This is a genomic window from Catenuloplanes nepalensis, from assembly GCF_030811575.1.
Lineage (GTDB): Bacteria > Actinomycetota > Actinomycetes > Mycobacteriales > Micromonosporaceae > Catenuloplanes > Catenuloplanes nepalensis.
On the sequence record NZ_JAUSRA010000001.1, the window covers coordinates 3,023,337 to 3,044,113 of the forward strand.

The 20,777-nt window shown below is 74.3% G+C and carries 18 protein-coding genes; 10 read left to right on the top strand and 8 right to left on the bottom strand.

The features are described from left to right. Positions 1 to 17 precede the first annotated feature (17 nt). A complete protein-coding gene (locus J2S43_RS12805; RefSeq protein WP_306829174.1) occupies positions 18 to 428 on the top strand; it encodes a nucleotide triphosphate diphosphatase NUDT15 in 411 nt (136 codons plus the stop codon). A gap of 511 nt (positions 429 to 939) precedes the next feature. Here the strand turns inward: J2S43_RS12805 and J2S43_RS12810 are convergent. From J2S43_RS12810 to eccCa, 7 genes are all read right to left on the bottom strand, one after another. Further along, positions 940 to 2,181, bottom strand: a complete 1,242-nt coding sequence (locus J2S43_RS12810; protein WP_306829175.1) for a prolyl oligopeptidase family serine peptidase — start codon at positions 2,179 to 2,181, stop codon at positions 940 to 942. A 231-nt stretch (positions 2,182 to 2,412) separates the two neighbouring features. Further along, positions 2,413 to 4,452: an apolipoprotein N-acyltransferase gene (gene lnt / locus J2S43_RS12815; protein WP_306829176.1), complete on the bottom strand. Its 2,040-nt coding sequence runs from the start codon at positions 4,450 to 4,452 to the stop codon at positions 2,413 to 2,415. A gap of 196 nt (positions 4,453 to 4,648) precedes the next feature. Further along, positions 4,649 to 5,581: a hypothetical protein gene (locus J2S43_RS12820; RefSeq protein WP_306829178.1), complete on the bottom strand. Its 933-nt coding sequence runs from the start codon at positions 5,579 to 5,581 to the stop codon at positions 4,649 to 4,651. 3 nt (positions 5,582 to 5,584) lie between these two features. Beyond that, positions 5,585 to 5,899 carry a hypothetical protein gene (locus tag J2S43_RS12825; RefSeq protein ID WP_306829179.1) on the bottom strand — a complete coding sequence of 105 codons (315 nt, stop codon included), beginning with the start codon at positions 5,897 to 5,899 and terminating at the stop codon, positions 5,585 to 5,587. 20 nt (positions 5,900 to 5,919) lie between these two features. Next, positions 5,920 to 6,222 carry a WXG100 family type VII secretion target gene (locus J2S43_RS12830; protein ID WP_306829181.1) on the bottom strand — a complete coding sequence of 101 codons (303 nt, stop codon included), beginning with the start codon at positions 6,220 to 6,222 and terminating at the stop codon, positions 5,920 to 5,922. A gap of 26 nt (positions 6,223 to 6,248) precedes the next feature. Then, positions 6,249 to 6,593: a WXG100 family type VII secretion target gene (locus J2S43_RS12835; protein ID WP_306829182.1), complete on the bottom strand. Its 345-nt coding sequence runs from the start codon at positions 6,591 to 6,593 to the stop codon at positions 6,249 to 6,251. A 1-nt stretch (position 6,594) separates the two neighbouring features. Continuing rightward, positions 6,595 to 10,401, bottom strand: a complete 3,807-nt coding sequence (eccCa, locus tag J2S43_RS12840; RefSeq protein ID WP_306829183.1) for a type VII secretion protein EccCa — start codon at positions 10,399 to 10,401, stop codon at positions 6,595 to 6,597. 109 nt (positions 10,402 to 10,510) lie between these two features. Here eccCa and J2S43_RS12845 point away from each other — a divergent pair, with 109 nt between their 5' ends. The 6 genes from J2S43_RS12845 (at position 10,511) to J2S43_RS12870 (ending at position 16,226) form a co-directional block, all read left to right on the top strand. After that, entirely contained in the window at positions 10,511 to 10,840 is a 330-nt protein-coding gene (locus J2S43_RS12845) for a type VII secretion target (RefSeq protein ID WP_306829185.1), read from the top strand. A gap of 5 nt (positions 10,841 to 10,845) precedes the next feature. Beyond that, the gene (locus J2S43_RS12850) at positions 10,846 to 11,421 is read left to right on the top strand and encodes a hypothetical protein (protein WP_306829186.1); all 576 of its coding nucleotides are present in this window, start codon (positions 10,846 to 10,848) and stop codon (positions 11,419 to 11,421) included. A gap of 11 nt (positions 11,422 to 11,432) precedes the next feature. Further along, positions 11,433 to 11,753, top strand: a complete 321-nt coding sequence (locus J2S43_RS12855) for a YbaB/EbfC family nucleoid-associated protein (protein ID WP_306829187.1) — start codon at positions 11,433 to 11,435, stop codon at positions 11,751 to 11,753. A gap of 281 nt (positions 11,754 to 12,034) precedes the next feature. Further along, complete coding sequence (gene eccD, locus J2S43_RS12860; RefSeq protein ID WP_306829188.1) at positions 12,035 to 13,627, top strand: type VII secretion integral membrane protein EccD; 1,593 nt, start codon at positions 12,035 to 12,037, stop codon at positions 13,625 to 13,627. Positions 13,628 to 14,052: 425 nt separating this feature from the next. After that, positions 14,053 to 15,603 (top strand): type VII secretion protein EccB, encoded by a 1,551-nt coding sequence (locus tag J2S43_RS12865; RefSeq protein WP_306829189.1) that lies wholly within the window; start codon positions 14,053 to 14,055, stop codon positions 15,601 to 15,603. Further along, on the top strand, positions 15,600 to 16,226 hold the full coding sequence (locus J2S43_RS12870) for a response regulator transcription factor (RefSeq protein WP_306829190.1): 627 nt from the start codon (positions 15,600 to 15,602) through the stop codon (positions 16,224 to 16,226). The genes J2S43_RS12865 and J2S43_RS12870 overlap by 4 nt, the downstream gene beginning before the upstream one ends. A gap of 230 nt (positions 16,227 to 16,456) precedes the next feature. Here the strand turns inward: J2S43_RS12870 and J2S43_RS12875 are convergent, their stop codons facing one another. Continuing rightward, the gene (locus J2S43_RS12875; protein WP_306829191.1) at positions 16,457 to 17,626 is read right to left on the bottom strand and encodes a cellulase family glycosylhydrolase; all 1,170 of its coding nucleotides are present in this window, start codon (positions 17,624 to 17,626) and stop codon (positions 16,457 to 16,459) included. Between the two features lie 315 nt (positions 17,627 to 17,941). Between J2S43_RS12875 and J2S43_RS12880 the strand changes: the two genes are divergently transcribed. Genes J2S43_RS12880 through J2S43_RS12890 form a run of 3 tightly spaced genes read left to right on the top strand, consistent with a single transcriptional unit; the run spans position 17,942 to position 20,776 of the window. After that, the gene (locus J2S43_RS12880) at positions 17,942 to 18,727 is read left to right on the top strand and encodes a glycosyltransferase family 2 protein (RefSeq protein ID WP_306829192.1); all 786 of its coding nucleotides are present in this window, start codon (positions 17,942 to 17,944) and stop codon (positions 18,725 to 18,727) included. 1 nt (position 18,728) lies between these two features. Further along, positions 18,729 to 19,868: a glycosyltransferase family 4 protein gene (locus tag J2S43_RS12885; protein ID WP_306829193.1), complete on the top strand. Its 1,140-nt coding sequence runs from the start codon at positions 18,729 to 18,731 to the stop codon at positions 19,866 to 19,868. Then, entirely contained in the window at positions 19,865 to 20,776 is a 912-nt protein-coding gene (locus J2S43_RS12890; protein WP_306829194.1) for a glycosyltransferase, read from the top strand. Before J2S43_RS12885 ends, J2S43_RS12890 begins: the two co-directional genes overlap by 4 nt. Position 20,777 lies beyond the last annotated feature (1 nt).

The following is a 20,777-nucleotide window of genomic DNA, read 5'->3' on the forward strand; positions in this document are numbered from 1 at the left end:
CGCGTCATGATCGCAGGATGTCCACATCGTATCGAGGGCCGTTCGTCGGAGTCAGCGCCGTCGTGGTGCGCGGCGGTGCGATCCTGCTCGGCCGGCGGCGGGGCGCACACGGGCCCGGGACCTGGGCGTTCCCCGGTGGGAAGGTCGATGCCGGCGAGGACCCGGCCGCAACCGTCGCGCGGGAGCTGCACGAGGAGACCGGCCTGCGGGCCGGCCGGATCGCCGAGATCGCCTGGACCAGCGACCTTTTCCCGGAGAGCGGCCTGCACTACGTGACGCTGCACCACCTGGTCGAGGCGGCCGGCGAGCCCGAGGTCCGCGAGCCGGACAAGGCCGACGAGTGGCGCTGGTGGCCCGACCTCGACCACCTGCCGTCACCGCTGTTCGCCCCGGCCGCCGCCCTCTGGGCGACCGGCTGGCGCCCATGACCACGGACCAGCACGCCGACCACGTGGACTGAGCAGATAGTCCACTGGTTGCGGCGTCTCCGAGCGTGGGTGATCAGTCAGCGGCGCTGTCCACGCTATCCACTGAGCTTTCAGAGTCGAGGTTCGAGCGGCGCTGGCCGTCCGGGCGCTGCACGCCCGAAATTTCGGGTTATCGGGGTTCGTCGCCGCGGAGCGACGCTCACCCTGACGGCGAAGGCTCAGTAAAGCAGATAGTCCACTGGTTGCGGCGTCGGCGAGCAGTCAGCGGCGTGCCGGCAGATGCTCCGCATAACGTTTTGTCAGCCGTGTCGGTGCCGCCGGGCGCTCGGTGGGGGAAATATCGGTCGTATCGCCGTCGGGGCGGGTGATCGGTCGGCGGTATGTCGGTCGTAGCGGCGTTGCCGGGTGGCCGGAGGTGGTTGTCGATCATGCCGACGCAGACGTGCGTGGGAACCGGCGGCGTGTCAGGGGCAGTGCCGCCGGGTGATCAGGTGGGCATCCCAGCGGCGTGTCAGGGGCGGCGGCGCTGGTGGGACATCCACTGCCAGATGCGGGTGCCGTCGATGCTCGGGTCGTTGCGGGCGACGTAGATCCAGGACCAGTGGCCGTTGAAGCGGTAGCCGTTCCAGACGACCTGGTCGTAGAGGGTGCGCCGGGAGCCGGGGATCAGGTCGGCGGCGTGCACGGTGTTCGGCACCGGCGGGACCGTGGGGTCGTCCATCGAGGTGACCAGCCACGTGGGGGTGGTGATCGCGGTCAGCTCCGCGTCCGGGATCAGTGGCGGCGCGCCGGTGCCGCCGAGGGGCATGACCACACCGCAGATCGGGACGGAGGAGGCGAAGAGGTCGCGATAGACCGTGGTCATCTTGAGGCTCATGTAGCCGCCGTTGCTGGCGCCGACGACGTGGAGGCGGGAGCGGTCGACCGGGTGCAGGCGGGCGACCTCGTCAACGATCTCGCGGATCAGCGGCGCGAACCGGTCGCCGTCCTCCATCCAGAACGATGTGCTCTGCGGCGCCACCACGTACGCGCCGGAGAAGATCTTCTGGGCTTCGGGCGTGGCGAAGCCGAGCGCGCCGCGGTTCGCGCGCAGCTGGGTCTCGTTGTCGTAGTAGCCGTCCGGCAGGGACGCGCCCTCGCCGCCGCCGTGCAGCCACACGATCAGCGGCCGGGGCCCGGGGCGGCCGGGGGAGTAGAGCCGGTACTTCATGCCGGACCCGGACTCGTGGTGGGTGAACGCGTCCACCTCCGGGTCGGCGAGCCGGCCCTGCGTGAAGCCCGTGAACGTGACCGGCCGGCCGCGCCGCAGCCGGACCGGCGCGAGCTGCGTGATCGTGTACGTCAGGTTGAGCCGGACGTTCCGCCCGCGGTCGAGCACGTAGCCGAGCGTGTTGCCGCCGGGCAGGCCCTCGCCGTGCGCGAGGGTGAGCACGATGTCGCCGTGCCGGTCGAGCCGGACCTCGGTGACGGTGCGGTCCAGGTCGTAGAGCCCGGCCGTGTTCGGCAGCGGGCTGGTCGCGGTCGCGTGCACGCCGAACGTGCCGGTCGTGAGGCTCGCCGGGTCGATCGGCCCGAACCGGCCGGTGCCGAGCGTGACGGAGACGACCTGCTCGCCGCCGTCGAGCGTCCGCGCGTCGAGCCGGAACCGCACCCGGGTGTCGTGCCCACCGGCGGTGGCGGCACCGGGCAGTGTCAGGCCGGCGGCGGCGCCCGCTCCGGCGGTCAGGACGAGACGACGGCTGATCGCGGACATGCGGAACTCCCTCGATCGAAGCGAGGTGCGTCGATGCCCGCAAACCTATCGTGCAAGAAATCTCCCGGCAACATCCAGGAACTCTTACAGGGCCGACGAACGCTGTGGTGCCAGGATCACCACGCTCAGGAAGCCCGACAGCATCGGCGAACGCCGTGGAGCCGGGATCGTGCTGGTGCCGGGATCGTGGTGGTGCCGGGATCGTGGAGGCGCGACCGTGGTGGCCGCGGCTCAGGAGGCGCGGCGGGCGCGGAGCGCGGCGAGCGCGGCGAGCGCGGCCAGCGTGAGCAGCGAGGCGGCGGCCACGGTGAGCGGCAGCGCCACGCGGAGCCGGGTCGCGGGGGTGAGGCCGTCGCGCAGCGTCACGGTCTGGACCATGGCGCCGGCCTGGAACGTGGGCAGCCGGTCGATCGTGCTGCCGTCCGCCGCGATGATCGCGCTGGTGCCGACCGTGGAGACGTTGACGACGTCGCGGCCGGTCTCGATCGCGCGGATCCGGGCGATCGCGAGCTGCTGCACGCTCTCGTCCGTGGTGCCGAAGTCTCCGTTGTTGGACTGGGCCAGGATCACCTGCGCGCCGCGTACCGGCAGGTCGGAGATCACGTCGTCGGCGGTGATGTCGAAGCAGATCGCGGAGCCGAGCCGCATCCCGGAGACATCGAGCACGCCCTCGCGGGTGCCGGGTATGTAGTCGCGGGCGATGAGTCCGATCAGGTCCGGCACGATCGCGGCGTAGAACGCGCGGTTCGGCACGTACTCCCCGAACGGCACCGGTCGCTTCTTGTCGTAGTAGTCCGACGGCGCGGACGCGCCCGGCTCCCAGGCGAGGCTGCTGTTGTAGTACTGATCGTCACGCTTGGTGATGGTGCCGAAGATCAGCGGCGCGTCCAGTGCCTCGGTGAGCTGCTGGATCCGAATCTGTCCCTCCGCGTAGCGCAGCGGGTCGATGTCCGCGCCGTCCTCCGGCCAGACCACCACGTCGATGTCCCGGCCGAGCAGCGGCGCCGTGGCGAGCTCCTGTGCGGCCAGTAGGTCACCGCGCGACTTCTTCGTGAAGTACCCGGCCGGCCCGTTGCCCTGCACCGCGGCCACGGTGATCTCCCCGGTCGCCGGCACGTGCGCGATCGGCACCAGCGCGAGCGCGAGCACCGCGAACGCCCAGCCGGCCAGCGCGGGCAGCGGCAGCGCGCGCACGCCGGCGGCCAGGCGCCCACGATGCACGAAGCCCGCGCCGCGCGGGCCCGATGCGCCCGCCGAACGTGTCGACGGAGTCGGCGCGTCGCGTTCAGTCAACATGTCGTCGTCATGTGCAGTCAACATGTCAACACGTGCCGTCAACGGGTCTGGGCCATGAGCCGTCATCGTGTCCGGCATTCGTGCGGCCACCGGTCCTGACGCCTGTGCCGTGACCGCGCGCGGTGCGTGCGCGTCCGACGTCCGTGCGCCCAGGGTTCCTGCGGTGGGAGCGTCCGGGACCTGCGCCGTCACCATGTGCGGCGCGTGTGCGGTCGAGACCGGCGGGTGTGCGGCCGGGATCGGTGCGTGTGCGGCCGGTGTGTTCGGGCGGTCGTCCACCGGCCCGTCCGCATCGTCCGGGGCGTGGCCCGCGGCGGCGCGTGCGCGCCAGGAGCGGAGGGTCACGAGGGTGAGCCGGAAGGCGGCCGCGGCGATCGCCACCAGGACGAACGACAGGCCGGACGTGCCTACCCAGGAGAGCAGCGGCGCGAGCGGCCCCTCGCTGTGCGAGAACCCGACCCGCCCCCAGGAGAAGCCGTTGTACGGCCAGCGGGACGCGACCTCCTCGCGGGTCATCCACAGCCCCGCGGCCAGCAGCGGGTACAGCAGGAACGCCCCGCGTGCCCCGGCGCCGGCCAGCCGGGACGCGACCGCGATCAGGCCGCACCCGACCGCGAAGCTCGCCGCCTGCGACGCGGAGAGCGCGAACCACGGCACCGGCCCGAGATACAGCCCGCTCCACGACACGTGCACCAGGTAGAAGGCCAGCCCGGCCAGCAGCCCGATCCCGGCACCGGCGCGGAAGCGCAGCCCGTCGACGGCCGCGAGCACCAGGCCCACGCCCACCAGCGTCAGCGGCCACCAGGAAAGCCCGGGAAAGCCGAGGTCCATCACGACCCCGCCGAGCACGGCCACGACCGCGCGCCACAGCCCCCGGCGCCACCGGGACGTGGACCGCCACCCGGCAACGCGGCGCCACCCCGCCGGTCGCGGCCGCGTCCGCGCCGGTGCGGGCGCCGTGAGTTCCACCGTCATGCTGCGCGTCTCCCCAGGTCCAGCCGTCCGGCCCCCGATCAGCGGGCACGGGCGGCAACGCGCAAGTATCACAGCCGTTCCTGAGAGCGAAGATCAGTGGGGTTCCTCGCCGATCACGGCCGCGGTGACCACGGACGTCTCGCCCCGCACGTCCTGCGTGTCGACCAGCACGGCGGCACCCGCCGCCCAGCGAAGATCAGTGGGGTTCCTCGCCGATCACGGCCGCGGTGACCACGGACGTCTCGCCCCACACGTCCTGCGTGTCGACCAGCCACGGCGGCACCCGGCGCCCCATGCCGCCGGCGTCCGGCGCGCCGCCCATCATCGGCGGGATCATCGGTGGCACCCCGCCGCGCATCCCACCGGCACCGCCGCCACCGGTGGCGGCGGCCACCCCGGGTGCCGAGGCCGCCGCCGTGGAGACGACCCCGGTGGCGGGCGACGCGGCCAGCGCCGGCAGCACCGGAACCCCACCACCGAAGCGCAACCCGGCCACGCCGCCGGCACCGCCCACCGCCCGGGGAGACGCGGGCACGGACGCACCCGGCCGGGCGGCGGTCAGCGGCGGCACGATACGGGCCGCCGCCGCGGCCGTGGCGGCGAGCCCGGCCGGCATCAGCCCGCCGAACAGCGGCGCCCGCCCGGTCACCGGCGCACCGGTGACCGGATCCAGGCCGGGCGCATCCGGTACGGCCGGGTCGGCCGGCAGCCGGGACAGCGCCGCGTGCAGCGCACCCGCGACCGTCAGGTAGCGCTCCGCCAGCCCGGCCATGACCAGCACCGCCTGCCGGTGCGCCGCCGCGCCGCCGACCGGCGGCATCGTGGCCCACGCGGTGTGCAGCGCCTCCGACGCCGCGTACATCAGGTCCCGGACCTCGGCCGCCGCGGCCGCGACCGTGCCGGTGCCACCGGTCAGTTCGGTGGTCATCTGCCGGTGCCGGTCGGCGGCCGGGCCGGTCCAGGCCGTGTCCACCGGCGTGATGTCCTGCGCCAGCTCGTGCAGCGCGGCCGCGATCACCGCCCAGGTGTCCGCGGCCGCGCGCATCACGTACGGGTTCGCCGCCGCCAGCGCCCGGATCAGCTCCTCGTGCGTCCAGCGCGAGAAGTCGGTCCACAGTGGCGCGCGCACGGCTCAGACCGCCCCGAGGTAGGTGTCCGCGACCGCCCGGTCAGTCTCCCGGTATCCGGCCGCGATCGTGCCGGTCACCTCGCCGGCGAACCCGAGCGCGGCCGCGACCGCGGTGGTCAGTCCCGCCAGGGCCGTCACCATCGCGGCGTGCTGCTCCGCGAGCGCCTGCGCCTCCGCGAACGCGCCGGGCACGATCGGCTCGGCGTCGAGTGCGGCCAGCCGCTCGGCCGGGTGCCGGACCGCGTCGCGCGCGGCGGCGAGAAGGGCCGCATAAGACTCCAGTGCGCCCGGGTCGACGCGGTATCCGTGCGTGCTCACGATCTCCCCCTGGGTACGGGTCAGGCGAACAGTTCGGCGTTCTTCCGCTCCAGGTCCTGCTGGAGCACGCTGGCGTTGCTGACCTTGGTGGAGAAGCGGGTGATGACTCCCACGACGTCGCCGATCGCGGCCCGCAGCCGGGTCTCGGACTCGTTCGCGGCCGCGCCGGCGGTGCTGCCGGACGCGTACCAGGTCTCCTTGATCGGGGCCAGCGAGGCCTGGAGCTGCTCCATCGCGGCGTTCAGCGCCGCGGCCTTGGTCTGGAGGGACTGTGCGGCGCTGTCGAGCGCGCCGAACTCCACATTGATGACGTCTGCAGCCATGATCACGTACTCCTCAGAACGAAGGGTCAGTTGCCGTTGAGACGGTTGAAGATGGGGCTGGCGGCCTCGCCCTCGAGACCACCGATGTCGGAAGCGGCCTCGTCGTCGCCCGCGGTGTAGTTCGTTGCGCTGGTGCGGACGAGGCCGGACATCGTGTCCAGCTCCCGCCCGGCCGCGGTCATGCTCTCCTGCACCCGGTTGTGCACCTGCCAGAACGCGCGCGCCTGCTCACCCTGATACCGGCTGAGCTGCTCACGGAGCTCCTGCTCCAGCGCGTTCATCGCGTTGCGGACCTCCGTGGCGGAGTCCTGGAATCCGGCGACGCCCCTGGCCATCGCCGCCGCGTCGCTCTGAAAACCGTTGCCGGACATGTCAGTTCCCTTCGTCGTTGCCGGAGTGCCACGCGACCTGGATGACGGACGCGCCGCCCCTCCTGCTCACGTGGACGCCCTGCCCCGGGGGCCGGGGCACGGTCTTGACGCCGCCGAGCAGCGCGCCCTCGTCGCGCGAGCCGGACAGCAGTACGCCGGGTGTGCCGAGGTCCCGCAGCCGTTGCAGGACCGGTTCGAACATCGCCCGGGAGGCGCCGCCGGTGCGGCGGGCCACGATCAGGTGCAGGCCGATGTCCCGGGACTGCGGCAGCAGCCCGGTGAGCGCGGCCAGCGGGTTGCTCTGTTGCGTGGCGATCAGGTCGTAGTCGTCGACCACCACGAACAGTTCGGGTCCGCGCCACCAGTCCCGGCGGCGCAGCTGCTCCGCGGTCACGTCCGGGCCGGGCAGCCGGCCGCGCATCGCCCGGTCGGTCTCCGCGATCGCGGAGCGCAGCGCCGGTTCGGTGCCGGCGTAGGCGAGCAGGTGCCGGCCGGAGACCGCCTCGAGGAGCCCGCGCCGGTAGTCCGCGACCAGGATCGCGGCCTCGTCCTCGGCGTAGCGGGCCATGATGCCGTGGCAGATCAGGCGCAGCAGCCCGGTCTTGCCGGACTCGTTGTCGCCGAACACGATCAGGTGCGGGTCGGCGTCGAAGTCCAGCCGTACCGGCGCGAGGTCCTGCTCGGCCAGGCCGATCGGGATCGGCCGGCCTCCGTCGGCGGGCAGCGTGTCCGCGGGCACCAGCCGGGGCAGCAGCCGGACCGGTGGCGCCGGCGGGCCGTTCCACGCGCCGGCGACGTGCCTGACCAGCGCGGCCGGGTCGCCGTCCAGGCGGGGGAGCGCGACCAGGTAGTGCAGGCCGTCCCGGGTGAGGCCGCGGCCGGGCTGCTCCGGCACCGCGGCGGCCGCGCGACGGTCCACGGTGGAGTCGGACGGGTCACCGAGGCGCAGTTCGAGTTGGGTGCCGAGCATGTCGCGGATGGCCGGGCGCAGCTCCATCCAGCGGTTCGCGGAGAGCACGACGTGGATGCCGAAGCCGAGTCCGCGCGCCGCGATCGTCTGCACCGCCTCCTCGAGCGGCTCGAACTCCTGGCGCAGCGCGGCCCAGCCGTCGACGACCAGGAACACGTCGCCGAAGTCGCGGCCGTCCGGGGCGGGCGGCGGATCGCTCCGGAACGTGGCGGCGGAGTCGATGCCGTGCGCCCGGAACAGCGTCTCGCGCTCGGCGAGCAGCCCGGTCACCTCCGCGACCACCCGGCGGCAGCGCTCCGGGTCCTGGCGGGTGCCGACGCCGCTGACGTGCGGCAGGCCGTCCAGCGCGGCGAGCGCGCCACCGCCGAGGTCCAGCACGAAGAACTGCACCTGGCGCGGGGTGTGGGTCAGGGCAAGAGCCGACACGAGGGTACGCAGCAGCGTACTCTTCCCGCTCTGCGGCGCGCCCACCACCACGCAGTGCCCGGCGCCACCGGACAGGTCCACGCGCAGCGCGTCCCGCCGCTGTTCGAACGGCTTGTCCACGATGGCCACCGGCACGTCCAGCGTGCCTCCGTCCGCAAAGGACACCGGATCACCCGGCGCACGTCCGTCCGCGAAGGACAGCAGCTCACCCAGCGACGGTGACTCGTCCAGCGGCGGCAGCCAGATGCGGTGCGCGGCCGGCCCGTGCGCGGCCAGCCGGCCCAGCAGTGCGTCCATCGTGGACACGTCATGGGTGACGGTGCGCACCGGTGGTGCGGCCGCGGCGACCGGATCGAGCCCGAACCGCACCGGCCGGGCCGCCGCCACGGCGCCGGTTGAGCGGCCGATCAGCGGGCCGGAGACGTACGCGGCCTTGAACCGGTGCAGCGACGTGGTGTCCGCGCGCAGGTAGCCGCCGCCGGGCTCGCCGGGCAACTCGTACGCGTCCGGCACGCCGAGCACGGTGCGGCTCTCCGCGGCCGAGAACGTGCGCAGCCCGACCCGGTAGCTGAGGTGGCTGTCCAGCCCGCGCAGTCGCCCCTCCTCGAGGCGCTGCGAGGCCAGCAGCAGGTGGATGCCGAGGCTGCGCCCGAGCCGCCCGATCATCACGAACAGCTCGGTGAACTCCGGCCGGCTGGACAGCAGCTCGGAGAACTCGTCGATGATGACCAGCAGCGACGGCAGCGGGCGCAGGTCCGCACCGGCCGCGCGCGCCGCCTCGTAGTCGCGCACGGACGCGTAGTTGCCCGCGGCCCGCAGCAGTTCCTGCCGCCGGACCAGCTCGCCGCGCAGCGCGTCGCCCATCCGGTCGACCAGGCTCAGCTCCGCGGACAGGTTCGTGATCACCGCGCAGACGTGTGGCAGCCCGGTCATCCCGGTGAACGTGGCGCCGCCCTTGAAGTCGACCAGCGCCAGGTTCAGCGTCTCCGACGAGTGCGTGGCGACCAGGCCGGTGACCAGCGTGCGCAGCAGCTCGCTCTTGCCCGACCCGGTCGCGCCGATGACCAGGCCGTGCGGGCCCATGCCGCCCTCGGCCGACTCCTTCAGATCCAGCTCCACCGGCGTGCCGTCCGGGGCCAACCCGATCGGCACCCGCAGCCGGTCCCGGCCGGTGCGCGCCGGCAGCGCGCGCGGCCACGGCTCGGCCAGGCCCAGAAGATCCGGCAACGTGGCCGCGAGCGTGCGCGCGCTCTGCCCCGCCGGTGCTGCGTGGTGCCAGGGCGCGAGTCCGCGCGCGATCGCCTCCGCGCAGGCCGGGCCGAGCCGGTCCGGCACACCGACCAGCGTGGTGCGCTCCCCACCGAGGCCGAGCCGCCCGCTCGCGGCCACCACCAGCTCCAGCGCCAGCGGATCGCGCGACATCGTGCCGGTCACGTCGAACACGGTCACTCCGGCCGCACCCTCACCCGGCAGCGGGTACGCCGTCGTGTCCGCCACGATCACCACGTGCGCGCGCCCGGCAGGTGCACCCGCGCCGCGCTGGAACGGCGGCCGGCCGGCCAGGTCCGCGTCCAGCAGTTCGCCGAGCGCGGCCGCGTCCACCGCGAACATCCGGGACGGGCCGGCCGCGTCGGACCGGGACGGGTGCCCCGCGTGCGGCAGCCACTTCGCCCACGCCCACTCCCCGGCCCGGTCCGGCGCCACGCAGACCGCGATCCGCAGGTCGTCCGGGCCGTGCAGCACGGCCAGATGCGCGACCATCGCCCGCACCAGGTCCCGCGCCACGGCCGGGTCGCCGGACACGGTGACCCGGGTGAACGCGCGCAGCGACACCGCCACCGGCAGGCCGTCCACCGTGGCGTACGCGCGGATGAAGTGCCGTAACGACGTCGAGGAGACCGGGTCGAGGTCGGTCAGCGGCGCGGTCTGCGGTGCGCGCAACGCCGCGGCCGCGCGCTGCGGGCCGAGCCCGGCCCGGACCCGGCCGAACGTGGCGTCGCCGGGCCGGCGCGACCACATCAACGGCGTACCCGCGAGGTGTGGCAGTGTCTCCGGCGCGGGCAGCGCCGCCGTGCTCTCCGCGCGCTGCCGGCCGGCCGCGGCGCGCACCCGGTCCCGCAGGCCGTGCAGGTAGCGCAGGTAGTCGCGGCGCTCGTCGTTGATCTGCGCGCGCTTCGCGGCGCCGTGCCGGGACAGTCCCATCACCAGCACGCCGACGATCACGATCGCGAACAGCACGCCGAAGACGATCAGCCCGCCGCCACTGGACCGGCCGATGTAGACGAACGCCATGACGCCCATGCCGATCGTCATCGGCAGCATGAACAGCAGCTGCTGTGTCCCGCCACCGCCGCCCGCCCGGGGCAGCTCCGGCGGGGCCTGCAGCACGATCTCCGACTCCGTGGCCCGCATGACTCCACGGTGCGGCACCGCCGGGCGCGTTTCCATGGGCACTTCCACCGGTACGCCGTGGGTAATAGCGCCGTTCACCAGGGCATATCCGGGTGCCTAGCCTGCTGTCATGAGCGATCGATACGAGGTGTCGGTCCCTGAGGTGCTGCGCGTCGTGGCACAGCTCGGCGGGCTGACGTCGGACATCGGCACCACCACCGCACAACTGGCCGGACTGGCCGCGCCGATCGCCGGGTACGGGGTGATCGGCGCGACCGCCGGCGCCCGGGCCGGGCAGGCGCAGGCCGGTCTGGCGGCCGCGCTCGCGGCGCTGGAGGCCACGCTGAAGCTGCTCAACGAGCGGGTCACGAAGAGCGCGACCGCGTACGCGGACGGCGACAGAGAGATCGCCGAGGACCTCGCCCGGACCGTCGGCGACCTGCCCGTGATGGGGCGGTGACGGCGATGCGGGGCATTCCCTCGTCCGGCGCGATGGACGCGGCCGCGGGCGGGCGCGGGCCGGGCACGGCCGTGCTGCCGCTGCTGATCGGCGGCGAGCCACAGCAGATCGTGGCGCACCTGACCCAGCTGATCGGCCACGTCCAGAAGATCACCGAGCTGATGCGTAAGGTCTCCGGCACGCGCGACGCGCTCCGGCAGGCCTGGCCGGCCGGCGCGGCGTCGGACGGCGCGGCGCAGAAGCTCAAGGCCGTGCTGGACGCGTTCCAGTCGATCTCGGCGCTGGTCACCACGTTGCAGACCGAGACGCAGAACGCGGCGACCGCGATCACGATGGCGCAGCAGACCTACCGCGCGGTCGTCGGCGCGACCAACCCCACGGTGGCGAGCCTGCTCGCCCAGCCGCACGGCCACGCGGCCGCCCGCGCGCTCGCGGTCTCCGCGACGGGTTCGCTGACCGGAGCGGTGCAGGCGAGCCGGGCACGACTCGACACGATCGGGCTGGTCCGGATCGCGGCCGTGGTCGCCCAGCTGGCCACGATCGCGGACCAGCTCCGCACGCTGCTGACCAAGCCGGACTGAGGAGTCCCACCATGGAGATCGAGATGGAGCGGCTGCGCGCCGAGCTCGACGGCGCGCTCGCCCGGGTGCGGGAGAACAACGCCCGCGTCACCGCGCTGCAACGCGAGCTCGAAACCACGAGAATCAGCGGGTACGCACCGAACGGCGAGGTCGTCGCGCTGCTCACCGGCGCCGGCGAGTTCACCGAGGTGCGCATCGACCCGGACCTGCTGCGCCGCTACGACGCCGCCACGATCGGCACCCTGGTCACGGCCGCGGTCAACGACGGCCTCCGCCGCCTCGCGGCCACCAGCGCCTCCACGTTCGCACCGCTGCTGGAGGAGACGGCGTGAACGGCATGAACAGACCGGCCTGGCAGGAGGGCGTGGCGCTGCCGCCGGCGCCGATTCCTCCCGCGACCGCGGCCGGCCCGGCGGCCACACCGGCCTTTCCGGCGGCAGCGTCCGGCTTCCCGTCGACGCACGACTTCCCCGCGGCGGCTGCCGGCGGTGCCGGCTATGCGCCTGTGGCGGTGGCCGGGTCCGCGGCGGTGGCCGGGTCCGCGGCAGCGCCCGGTTTCCCTGCGGCGCCCGCTTTCCCTGTGACGGCTGCCGGCGGTGGTGGATATCCGCCTGTGACGGCGGCCGGATCCACGGCAGCGCCCGCCTCCCGCGCGGCGCCCGCATTCCCGGCGGTGGCGTCCGGCGGTGCCGGGTATCCGCCGATCGTCGCGCCGCCCCGGCATCCCGCCGCACCGCACCAACCCGGTGCCGGGCGAGCCGGTGGTGGGCAGACGGGTGCCGGCCGGCCGGTGGCCGTGCGGCGCGGTGACGGCCGGCGGCCGGCCGTGGACCTGACCGCGCGGCCCGCGGCGCCGCCGGTGGGGCTGCCACGGCGGGTGACGGTGGCGGGGGAGCGGTGCCGGGTGGACCTGGCGCTGCCCGGCGAGTGCACGGTCGCGGAACTCATCCCGATCCTGCGCGGCCTCACCGGCACCGACGGCGACGCCTACGCCTGGGTGCTGTGCCGTTTCGGCGGCCCGCCACTGCCCGCGGAGGCGACCGTGGCCTCGGCCGGCATCCGCGACGGCGATCTGCTGCACCTGGTCCCGGACGACCCGGCCGTACCCCCGGTGGTCTTCGATGACCCGGTCGAGGCGATCGCGAGCGCGGTGGACGGCGCGCCCGGCCGCTGGAATCGCGCGCTCGCCGGCCAGGTCGCCGCCGTGGCCGCGGCCGTCACGTTCGTCGCGGCCGGGATCGCGGTGGCCGCGCTCCCGCCGTTCGGCCCGTTCGCCGCCGTGCTCCTCGGCGTGGTGCTGCCGCTGTCCGGTCACCTGCTGGCCCGCCGGCACGTGCCCGGCGTCGGCGCCGCGCTGGCCGCGGCCGGACCACCGGTGTTGTTGGCCGCCGTGGTCGCGCTGCCCTACCGGCTGGTGCTGCCCGGCGGCCAGGTTCCCGCGCTCGCCGCCGGGCTGGCCGCGGCCGCCGGTGCCGCAGCACTGGCCGCGGTGCTGCTGCCCCGGCACCGGCCGTGGTTCGCCGTGGCCGCCGGCACCTGCGCGGCCGGCACCGTCGCCGCCGGATCGGTGCTGGCCGACGGCGTCACCCCGGCCGCCGTGGCCGCGGTGACGCTCGTGCTGGCCATCGTGCTCGGACCCGCGTTCCCCGCGTTCGCGCTGCGGCTCGGCGGCGTGCCGGCACCGGAAGTACCGGCCGACATGGAGGCGTTCCGCGCCGTCGAGCAGCCACGCACGGTCGCGGAGACGGCCGGTCCGGCCCGGTCCGCCGAGTCCGCGCTGACCGCGCTGCTGACCGCGCAGGCGATCGTCGCCGGTACGGCCGCGCTGGTGTTGCTCGTCGCGGACGCCCGGTTCGCCACCCCGCTCACGGCCGTGGCCGGCCTGGCACTGCTGTTGCGCAGCCGCGGCTTCCGATCGGTGGCCCAGCACGCGGCGCTGCTGCTGGGCGGCGCGGCGATCCTGACCGGTGCGGCCGTACGCACCGTCACGGCCGGCGGCGACCTGGTCCCCGCGCTGGTCGGCACCGCGACCGTGCTGACCGGCGCCGGCTGCGCCTGGTTCGCCGCTCGGGCCGCCCACCGCCCGGCCTCCCCCTACTGGGCCCGCGCGCTGGACGCCGCCGACTTCACCGCGGTCCTCGCCCTGGTCCCGCTCGCCGCCGCCGTCCTCGACCTCTACCGCCTCGCCGCCACAATGGTCGGCTGACATGCCACCGGCTCACCCGGCCACGATCCCGGCCCGGCACTCACTGACCTTTCAGCATCAGGGCCATCGCCCACCGTGCAGCCCACTCGCTTGACTCCTGGACGGCCCGCGGTCTCTTCCGTTGCGTACCGCGCGGCCTTCCCTGTCCGAAATCTCATGTCCTGTCGCCTGAGCGCGTGAGGGCCCTCCGCCGGAAGGATCATTGAGTGATACCTGAGGTCGATCGACTCCGCTCGTTGATCTACCTCAGGTATCACTCAATGATCGTTTGCGGGATCTGCGCGGGGGCGGGCGGACGGCTGCCGGACATGTGCGGAACGGGACGTGATCGAAGCGCTGACCGCACCCCGCGGAAAATCCCGTGAACCGTTCTCGCGATCTGTACGGAGTAGCCGTAGAACGCGGATCGGTCACGGGAGAGCGGGATGTGGACGCAGCGGGACCAGCTTCAGGCCTATCGTTTTCTGCGGCGCCGGATCGTCTCCGCGCTGCAGTTCGGAGACGCGAACCATCCGGTCGCACCGGGCCGGCGCACCGTGGTCGCCACGGCGTCCGGGACCGGTGCCGCGCTGCTCGTCGCGGTCGGCGTGCTGGTCTACGCGGTGCTGCGGCCGGGTAGTGGCGCGGACTGGCGGCAGACCGGCCAGATCGTCATCGAGAAGGAGTCCGGCGCCGGGTTCGTGCTCGGCGCGGACGGCCTGCTGCACCCGGTCCTCAACCACACCTCGGCGCGACTGCTGGTCGGTGCCGCCCGCACCGTCACGATCCCGGCCGCGAAGCTCGCCGCCGCGCCGCGCGGCCTCCCGCTCGGCATCCCGGGCGCGCCCTCCTCGCTGCCGGCCCGCGACCGCCTGATCACCGGCCCGTGGTCGGTCTGCACCGGCCCGGCCGACCAGGCCGATGACCAGCAGCAGGCCGACGACCAGCAGGCCGACGACCAGCAGGCCGACGACCAGCAAACCGAAGACCAAAATGCCGAAGACCAGAACGCCGAAGACCAGGAGACCGACGACCGCGGGGGTACGGCCGCCGGCCGTGACCCGGCCGGGCAGCCGCGGACCGTGCTGGTGGTCGGCGGGCAGGAACCACCGCCGGATCGCCTCGACGACCGGGCGGTCGTGGTGGCCGGCCCGGACGACGGCCGGCATGTGATCACCGGCGGGCGGCGGCTGCCGCTGCGGTCCGGTGCCGCGGTCGCGCTCGGCTACGACGCGGTCCGCCCTCGCCCGGTCACCCAGGCCTGGCTGGACGCGATCCCGGAGGGCCCGCCGCTGGCACTGCTCGCCGCGGACGCACCGGGCGGCGACGGCCCGCGCCTCGGCGACCGGCGCAGCCGCGCAGGCCAGGTGCTGCGGACCGAGGACGTCGGCGGCGCGGCCCGTTTCTACCTGGTCACCACGACCGCGCTGCGCCCGATCACCGAGATCGAGGCCGCGCTGCTGGTCGGGAACCCGGCCAACCGCGCCGCCTACCCGGACGGGGAACCGCGCGCGCTGCCGGTCCCGGCCGCCGACATCGCCGCGTCCGGCCTGGTGGAGCGGCGCGCGGAGACGCCCGGCTACCCCGAGCGGCTGCCCGGCCCGGTGCCGCCGGACCAACTCGCGGACATGCTCTGCACCAGCACCAGCACCAGCACCAGCACCAGCACCAGCACCAGCACCAGCACCGCGTGGACCGCGCCCGGCCCGCCGCTGCCGCCGGACGCCCGTGCGCTCCCGGTGCCGGACGGCCAGGCGTCCGCCGCGGACGAGGTTTGGCTGCCGCCCGGCTCAGGCCTACTGGTCACGGCCGGGCCCGGGGAGCCGTCGTTCCTGGTCGGTGACCGGGGCGTCCGGCATCCGCTCGGCGAGGACGCGGCGGGCCCGCTCGGCTACGACGGCGTACCCGTGTCCGGGGTGTCGAAGGAACTGTTGACGCTGCTGCCCGCCGGGCCGGAGCTGTCCGTCCAGGCCGCACGGCAGGAGTCCCGCGGATGAACCCGACCACCGTCTCGGTCATCGAGCAGCACCCGCTGTTCCGGCAGGCCCTCGCGGGCGTCATCGACGGGGTGCCGGAGCTGGTCCGGGGCCCGCTGACCGCGTCCGTCGACGAGTTCCTCGCGCACCGTGCGGCGCCCGGCGTGGTGGTGCTGGACACCCAGCTGCCCGGCCGCAACGGCGCCGGTGCGGTGCTGGCGGTCGCGGAGGCCGGTCACCGGCCGCTGGTGCTGTCCACGGCGGCGACCCACGCGGACGTGCGGGCCGCGCTGGCCGCGGGTGCGCGCGGCTTCCTGACCAAGTCCGCGGACGTGCCGGAGATCGCGGCCGCGATGCGCGCGGTCGCGGCCGGCGGCAACTACGTCTCGCCGACGCTGGCCGCGCGCCTGCTGCACACGCCCGCGCCGGCCCCGGTGGCGCGGACCGTGCTGACCGACCGGGAACGTCAGGTGCTGGCGCTGCTCGCACACGGCGACCGCGATGTGGACATCGCAAGGGCATTGACGATCAGCGTCCGCACGGTACGGTCGCACCTCGACCGGATCCGCGAGAAGACCGGCCGCCGCCGTCGCTCCGAGCTGACCCGCCTCGCGATCGGCGAGGGCCTCCTCCACTCGACGTAGTCGGCCCCATGATCGACGTTCGGCGTCGGTGCGCAACCCGCCGACGATCCGCGATCCAGCAGGCTTATTCAGCGGCGCGAGCCGACGCCGCATCGCCGCAGCCCAGCGCCGTCGGTGCGCAACGCGCTGAATAACCCTCCAGGTGTCGTTCACGTCGTTCCAACGACTTCAACGACGCCTGCATCACCAGCACCCGAGCTCTCCATCGTGGAGGGCAGGGTAGGGCGGGGTCAGGACGGGCGGGTGCGGAACGCGTCGTAGGCGGGTTTCGGGGCACCGTCGGCGCGTAGGAGTCCGAAGTGGCCCTCGCGGTCCGCACCGCCGAAGTCGCGCAGCGTGTAGTAGATCAGCGGGCCGGTGTCCGGGATTTCGCCTGTCCACAGTGCGTAGAGCCGGTGCAGCAGCGCGGCCTGGTCGCGTTCGCCGATCGACGGCCGGCCGCCGGTGGGCGCGCCGGTCTCGGTGCCCCAGAGCGGGGTGCCGCCGTCGCCGCGCGCGTCCATCAGCGCGCGCACCTCGCGCGCGCCCGCCATCTCGCCGCTGTCCGGTTCCGGTGCGTCCGGGTACGGATGCACGGCCACGGCGTCGCAGACGTCCCGGAGCCCGAGGTCGTAGAGCGCGCGGTACCAGTCGAGCGTGGCCACGCCGGTCGCGCCGCCGCCGGTGCCGCCGGAGAGCACGACCGCGTCCGGGTCGGCCGCGTGGATCGCCCGGTACGCGACCGTGAGCAGCGCGGCGTACGCCTGCGGGTCCGGTGCCGGGCTCCACGCGACCGGCAGGTTCGGCTCGTTCCAGATCTCCCAGTGGCCGACGCGCCCCCGGTAGCGTTCCACGGCCCGGCCCGCGAACGCGGCGAACCCGTCCCGCTGTTCCGCCGTCGCCGGTCCGTGGTTCCACGCGGAGTCGGCCGGGCGCGCCCAGATCGCGGTGCTGCCCAGGATGAGCAGCACGGACAGCCCGCGGGCCCGGGCCGCGTCGACGCCGCGGTCCAGCCGGGACCAGTCGAACGTGCCGCGCGCGACCTCGATCTCCGACCAGGCCGCGTCGAAGCGCACCCAGCCGGCGCCGAGCGCGGCGACCCGATCCAGGTCCGGCCCGGGGTCGCCGTAGAGCAGGCGGTGGCCGGGGATCGCCACCCCGGCGCGCGCGTCCAGGCTCACCGGCGTGGATGACGGTGACGGCGAGGGGGCCGTGCCGAACAGAGCGGAGGACCACGGCGCGGGTACGGGCGGCGACGGAACGGGCCGCGACGGAACGGGCGACGGCGGGGCGGGCGGGATCGGGGCCGCGCGCCGGGCGGGGACGCCGCCGGCTGCGATGAGCAGCGCCGCGGGTAGCACCAGCACGACGGCCGCGGCCACCGCCCACCGGACGCGGGCCCGGCGTCCGGAACGAATCATGGGAATCCTCTATTCGTGAACCGATTTCACGTGCGGGGTGGTGTGGACGGGGAAATTAACATTGATGTTCCTTGTTTCACGTGTCCGATGTGCACTACGGTATCGCTGCGTTACTCGCTGTCGATTCCCGCACGGGCAAGGGGGACCCCAACACCATTTCCGCACGGGGGCGGAGTTCCACCAGGCATTCGGGCGAGCGGTCCGTCAAATTTGCATCCTCGCACCCCTGCGCGCGATCACGGATGCGCCTGGAATGGCGTAACGCGAACATTACATTGTTGTTTCTCGATGCTGACTGCCTTGAAACGGAGAATCATGGCGACCATATCGGTCATCATCCCCGCGTACAACGAGCAGCAGAACATCCCGCAGACCATCGCGGCCATTCCCGCGGCCCGGCTGCGCGCGGCCGGATACGACGTGGAGATCCTGGTCGTCGACAACGCGTCCACCGACGGCACCGGGCGGCTGGCCCGCGAGCACGGCGCGCGCGTGCTGGTGCAGCCGGTCCGCGGCTACGGCAACGCGTACCGGGCCGGTTTCGCCAACTGCGTCGGCGACGTGATCGCGACCGGCGACGCGGACCTGACCTACCCGTTCGAGATCCTGCCGGAGGCGGTGCACCGGCTGGAGACGGACCGGCTGGACTTCCTCACCACGGACCGGCTGGCCCGGCTCGACCCGCAGTCGATGACCCGCTCGCACATCTGGGGCAACCACGCGCTCAGCTTCGTCACCCGGCGGCTGTTCGCGGTCCCGTTCCGCGACTCCCAGTCCGGCATGTGGATCTTCCGGCGGCACCTGCTGGACCGGATGCGGCTGCGCTCCGGCGGCATGGCGTTCTCCCAGGAGCTGAAGGTGGAGGCGTACCGCAGCGGCTTCCGGTGCGCGGAGATCCCGATCGCCTACTACCCGCGCGGCGGCGAGACGAAGAACCGCACCGTGATCGACGGCATCGGCAACCTCAGCCAGCTGATCGCGGCCCGCATGCGCAACGGCCGGCGGGCGCCCGCGCACGCGAGCCCGGGCCGGCCGCTGCTGGCCGCGACCGTGTCCGCGACCGGCGCCACCGCGCACGCCGACCGGCACGCGCGGGACTGACGTGCGCATCCTGATCGTCTCCAGTTACTTCCCGCCGCACATCGGCGGGGTCGAGGCCGTCGCGCACCGGCAGGCCCGGGTGCTGGCCGCGGCCGGCCACGACGTCGCGGTCGCGACCGGCCGGTTCGACCCCGCCCTTCCGGAGTACGCGCGGGAGCACGGCTACGCGTTGTGGCGGCTGCCCGCGACGAACCCGGTCGAACGGCGGAACGGTGTGCCGTACCCGCTGATGGGTGTGGGTTTCTGGCGTGGGCTGCGCCAGCTGGTGGCCTGGTCGGAGGTGGTGCACGTGCACGACGTGCTGTATCAGCCGCCGCAGGCCGCCGCGCTGCTCGCGGTGCGCGCCCGGCGTCCGCTCTACGCGACCCAGCACGTCGGGCCGGCCACCCACCCGCACCCGCTGGTCCGCGGCGTCGAGCACACGGTCGGCACGGTCGCCGGCCGGCTGATCTGGCCGCGCTGCCGGACCGTGGTGGCCTACAACCCCCGGGTCGTCGCGCACCTGCGCGCCGGCGGCGTCGCCGCGGACCGGATCGCGCGCGCGGAGATCGGCGTGGACACGGACGTGTTCGCGCCCGGACCGCCGGACGCGGCACTGCGCCGGGAATGGGGCCTGCCGGCCGGCGTGCCGATCGTGCTCTTCGTCGGCCGCATGATCACCAACAAGGGGTACGCGAGCGTGCTCGCCGCCGCCGGCCCGGGACGCCACGTGGTGCTGGCCGGATCCGGCTCCCCGGCCGGGCCGGTGCCGCCCGGCGCCACGTTCCTCGGCCCGGTGCCCGCGGACCGGCTGCCCGGCCTCTACCGGCTGGCGGACGTGTTCGCGCTGCCGTCGCGCGGCGAGGTCTTCCCGATCGTGGCACGCGAGGCGATGGCCGCCGGCCTGCCCGTGGTGCTCACCGACAGCCCGCGCTACGACGAGTACGGGGTGGACCGCGCGCTGCTGCGCCTGATCGCGCCGGAGCCCGCGCCGGTCCGGGCCGCGATCGACGAGATCCTCGCGGACGACGCGCTGCGCCGGCGGATGGGCGCGTACTCCCGGGCGCTCGCGCTCCGGCTCTTCGACGCGGCGACGGCCGACGACGCGCTGCTGCGGCTCTACGACGACGTGCCGGTGGTGCCGGCCGGAGGGGTCCGATGACGCTCACCGTGGTGGTGCTCACCTACGACAGCGCCGAGACGATCGACGCGTGCCTGCGGTCGGTCGCGGAGCAGGAGCCGCGGCCGGTGGAGATCATCGTCGTGGACGACGACTCGGCCGACCGCACCCTCGAGACCACGGCCGCGTTCGCGGCGCAGAGCCCGGTGCCGGTGCGGGTGCTGCGCAACGGCGCCCGCAACATCTCCCGCGGCCGCAACCTCGGGCTCGCGGCCGCGACCACGCCGATCGTGGCGTTCCTCGACTCGGACGCGTACGCGGAGCCAGGTTGGCTCGCCGGCATCGAGGCCGCGTTCGCCGCGCACCCGGACGCCGCGGTCGTCGGCGGCGGCGTCGAGACCGCCTACGCCACCCGGTTCGCGCGCGCGATCGCGGTCAACGACGGCGCGGTCCGGTCCGCCGCCACCACCGGCTCGCTGCTGGTCTGCGGCGCGAACCTGGCCGTGCACCGCGACCGGGCGGGCGGCGCGGGCTTCGACGAGCGGTGGGTGTACGCGGAGGACATCGAGTTCGCGCACCGCGTCCGCCGCTGGGTGATCGTCCCGGAGGCCCGGGTACGGCACGCCAGCCGGGCCACGCCGCGCCGCTACCTGCGCCAGATGTACCGGTACGGGATGTGGAAGGCCCGCTACACCCGGCACACCGGGCACGTGCGGCTGGTCGACTACTCCGCCAGCGTCGCGCTGGTCGGCACGGCCGGCCTGGCGCTCCTGCTCGGCCCGGTCTGGCTGCTGGCCTACCCGGCGTTCTGCGCGGCGGAGACGGCCGTGGTCGCCGCGTTCCGCCGGCCCGCGCCGTGGCTGCTGCCGCTGATGTTCCTCGGCTGGACGGTCAAGAACGCGGCCTGGGGCCTCGGCATGCTGGCCGGTCACACCCGCCCGGCGGTCTGAC

Excerpts from the sequence above, each read along its gene's own strand:
- J2S43_RS12805 (WP_306829174.1), top strand. The coding sequence starts at position 18 with ATGTCCACATCGTATCGAGGGCCGTTCGTCGGAGTCAGCGCCGTCGTG.
- J2S43_RS12810 (WP_306829175.1), bottom strand. The coding sequence starts at position 2,181 with ATGTCCGCGATCAGCCGTCGTCTCGTCCTGACCGCCGGAGCGGGCGCC.
- lnt (WP_306829176.1), bottom strand. The coding sequence starts at position 4,452 with ATGACGGTGGAACTCACGGCGCCCGCACCGGCGCGGACGCGGCCGCGA.
- J2S43_RS12830 (WP_306829181.1), bottom strand. The coding sequence starts at position 6,222 with ATGGCTGCAGACGTCATCAATGTGGAGTTCGGCGCGCTCGACAGCGCC.
- J2S43_RS12835 (WP_306829182.1), bottom strand. The coding sequence starts at position 6,593 with ATGTCCGGCAACGGTTTTCAGAGCGACGCGGCGGCGATGGCCAGGGGC.
- eccCa (WP_306829183.1), bottom strand. The coding sequence starts at position 10,401 with ATGCGGGCCACGGAGTCGGAGATCGTGCTGCAGGCCCCGCCGGAGCTG.
- J2S43_RS12845 (WP_306829185.1), top strand. The coding sequence starts at position 10,511 with ATGAGCGATCGATACGAGGTGTCGGTCCCTGAGGTGCTGCGCGTCGTG.
- J2S43_RS12850 (WP_306829186.1), top strand. The coding sequence starts at position 10,846 with ATGCGGGGCATTCCCTCGTCCGGCGCGATGGACGCGGCCGCGGGCGGG.
- J2S43_RS12855 (WP_306829187.1), top strand. The coding sequence starts at position 11,433 with ATGGAGATCGAGATGGAGCGGCTGCGCGCCGAGCTCGACGGCGCGCTC.
- J2S43_RS12865 (WP_306829189.1), top strand. The coding sequence starts at position 14,053 with ATGTGGACGCAGCGGGACCAGCTTCAGGCCTATCGTTTTCTGCGGCGC.
- J2S43_RS12870 (WP_306829190.1), top strand. The coding sequence starts at position 15,600 with ATGAACCCGACCACCGTCTCGGTCATCGAGCAGCACCCGCTGTTCCGG.
- J2S43_RS12875 (WP_306829191.1), bottom strand. The coding sequence starts at position 17,626 with ATGATTCGTTCCGGACGCCGGGCCCGCGTCCGGTGGGCGGTGGCCGCG.
- J2S43_RS12880 (WP_306829192.1), top strand. The coding sequence starts at position 17,942 with ATGGCGACCATATCGGTCATCATCCCCGCGTACAACGAGCAGCAGAAC.
- J2S43_RS12890 (WP_306829194.1), top strand. The coding sequence starts at position 19,865 with ATGACGCTCACCGTGGTGGTGCTCACCTACGACAGCGCCGAGACGATC.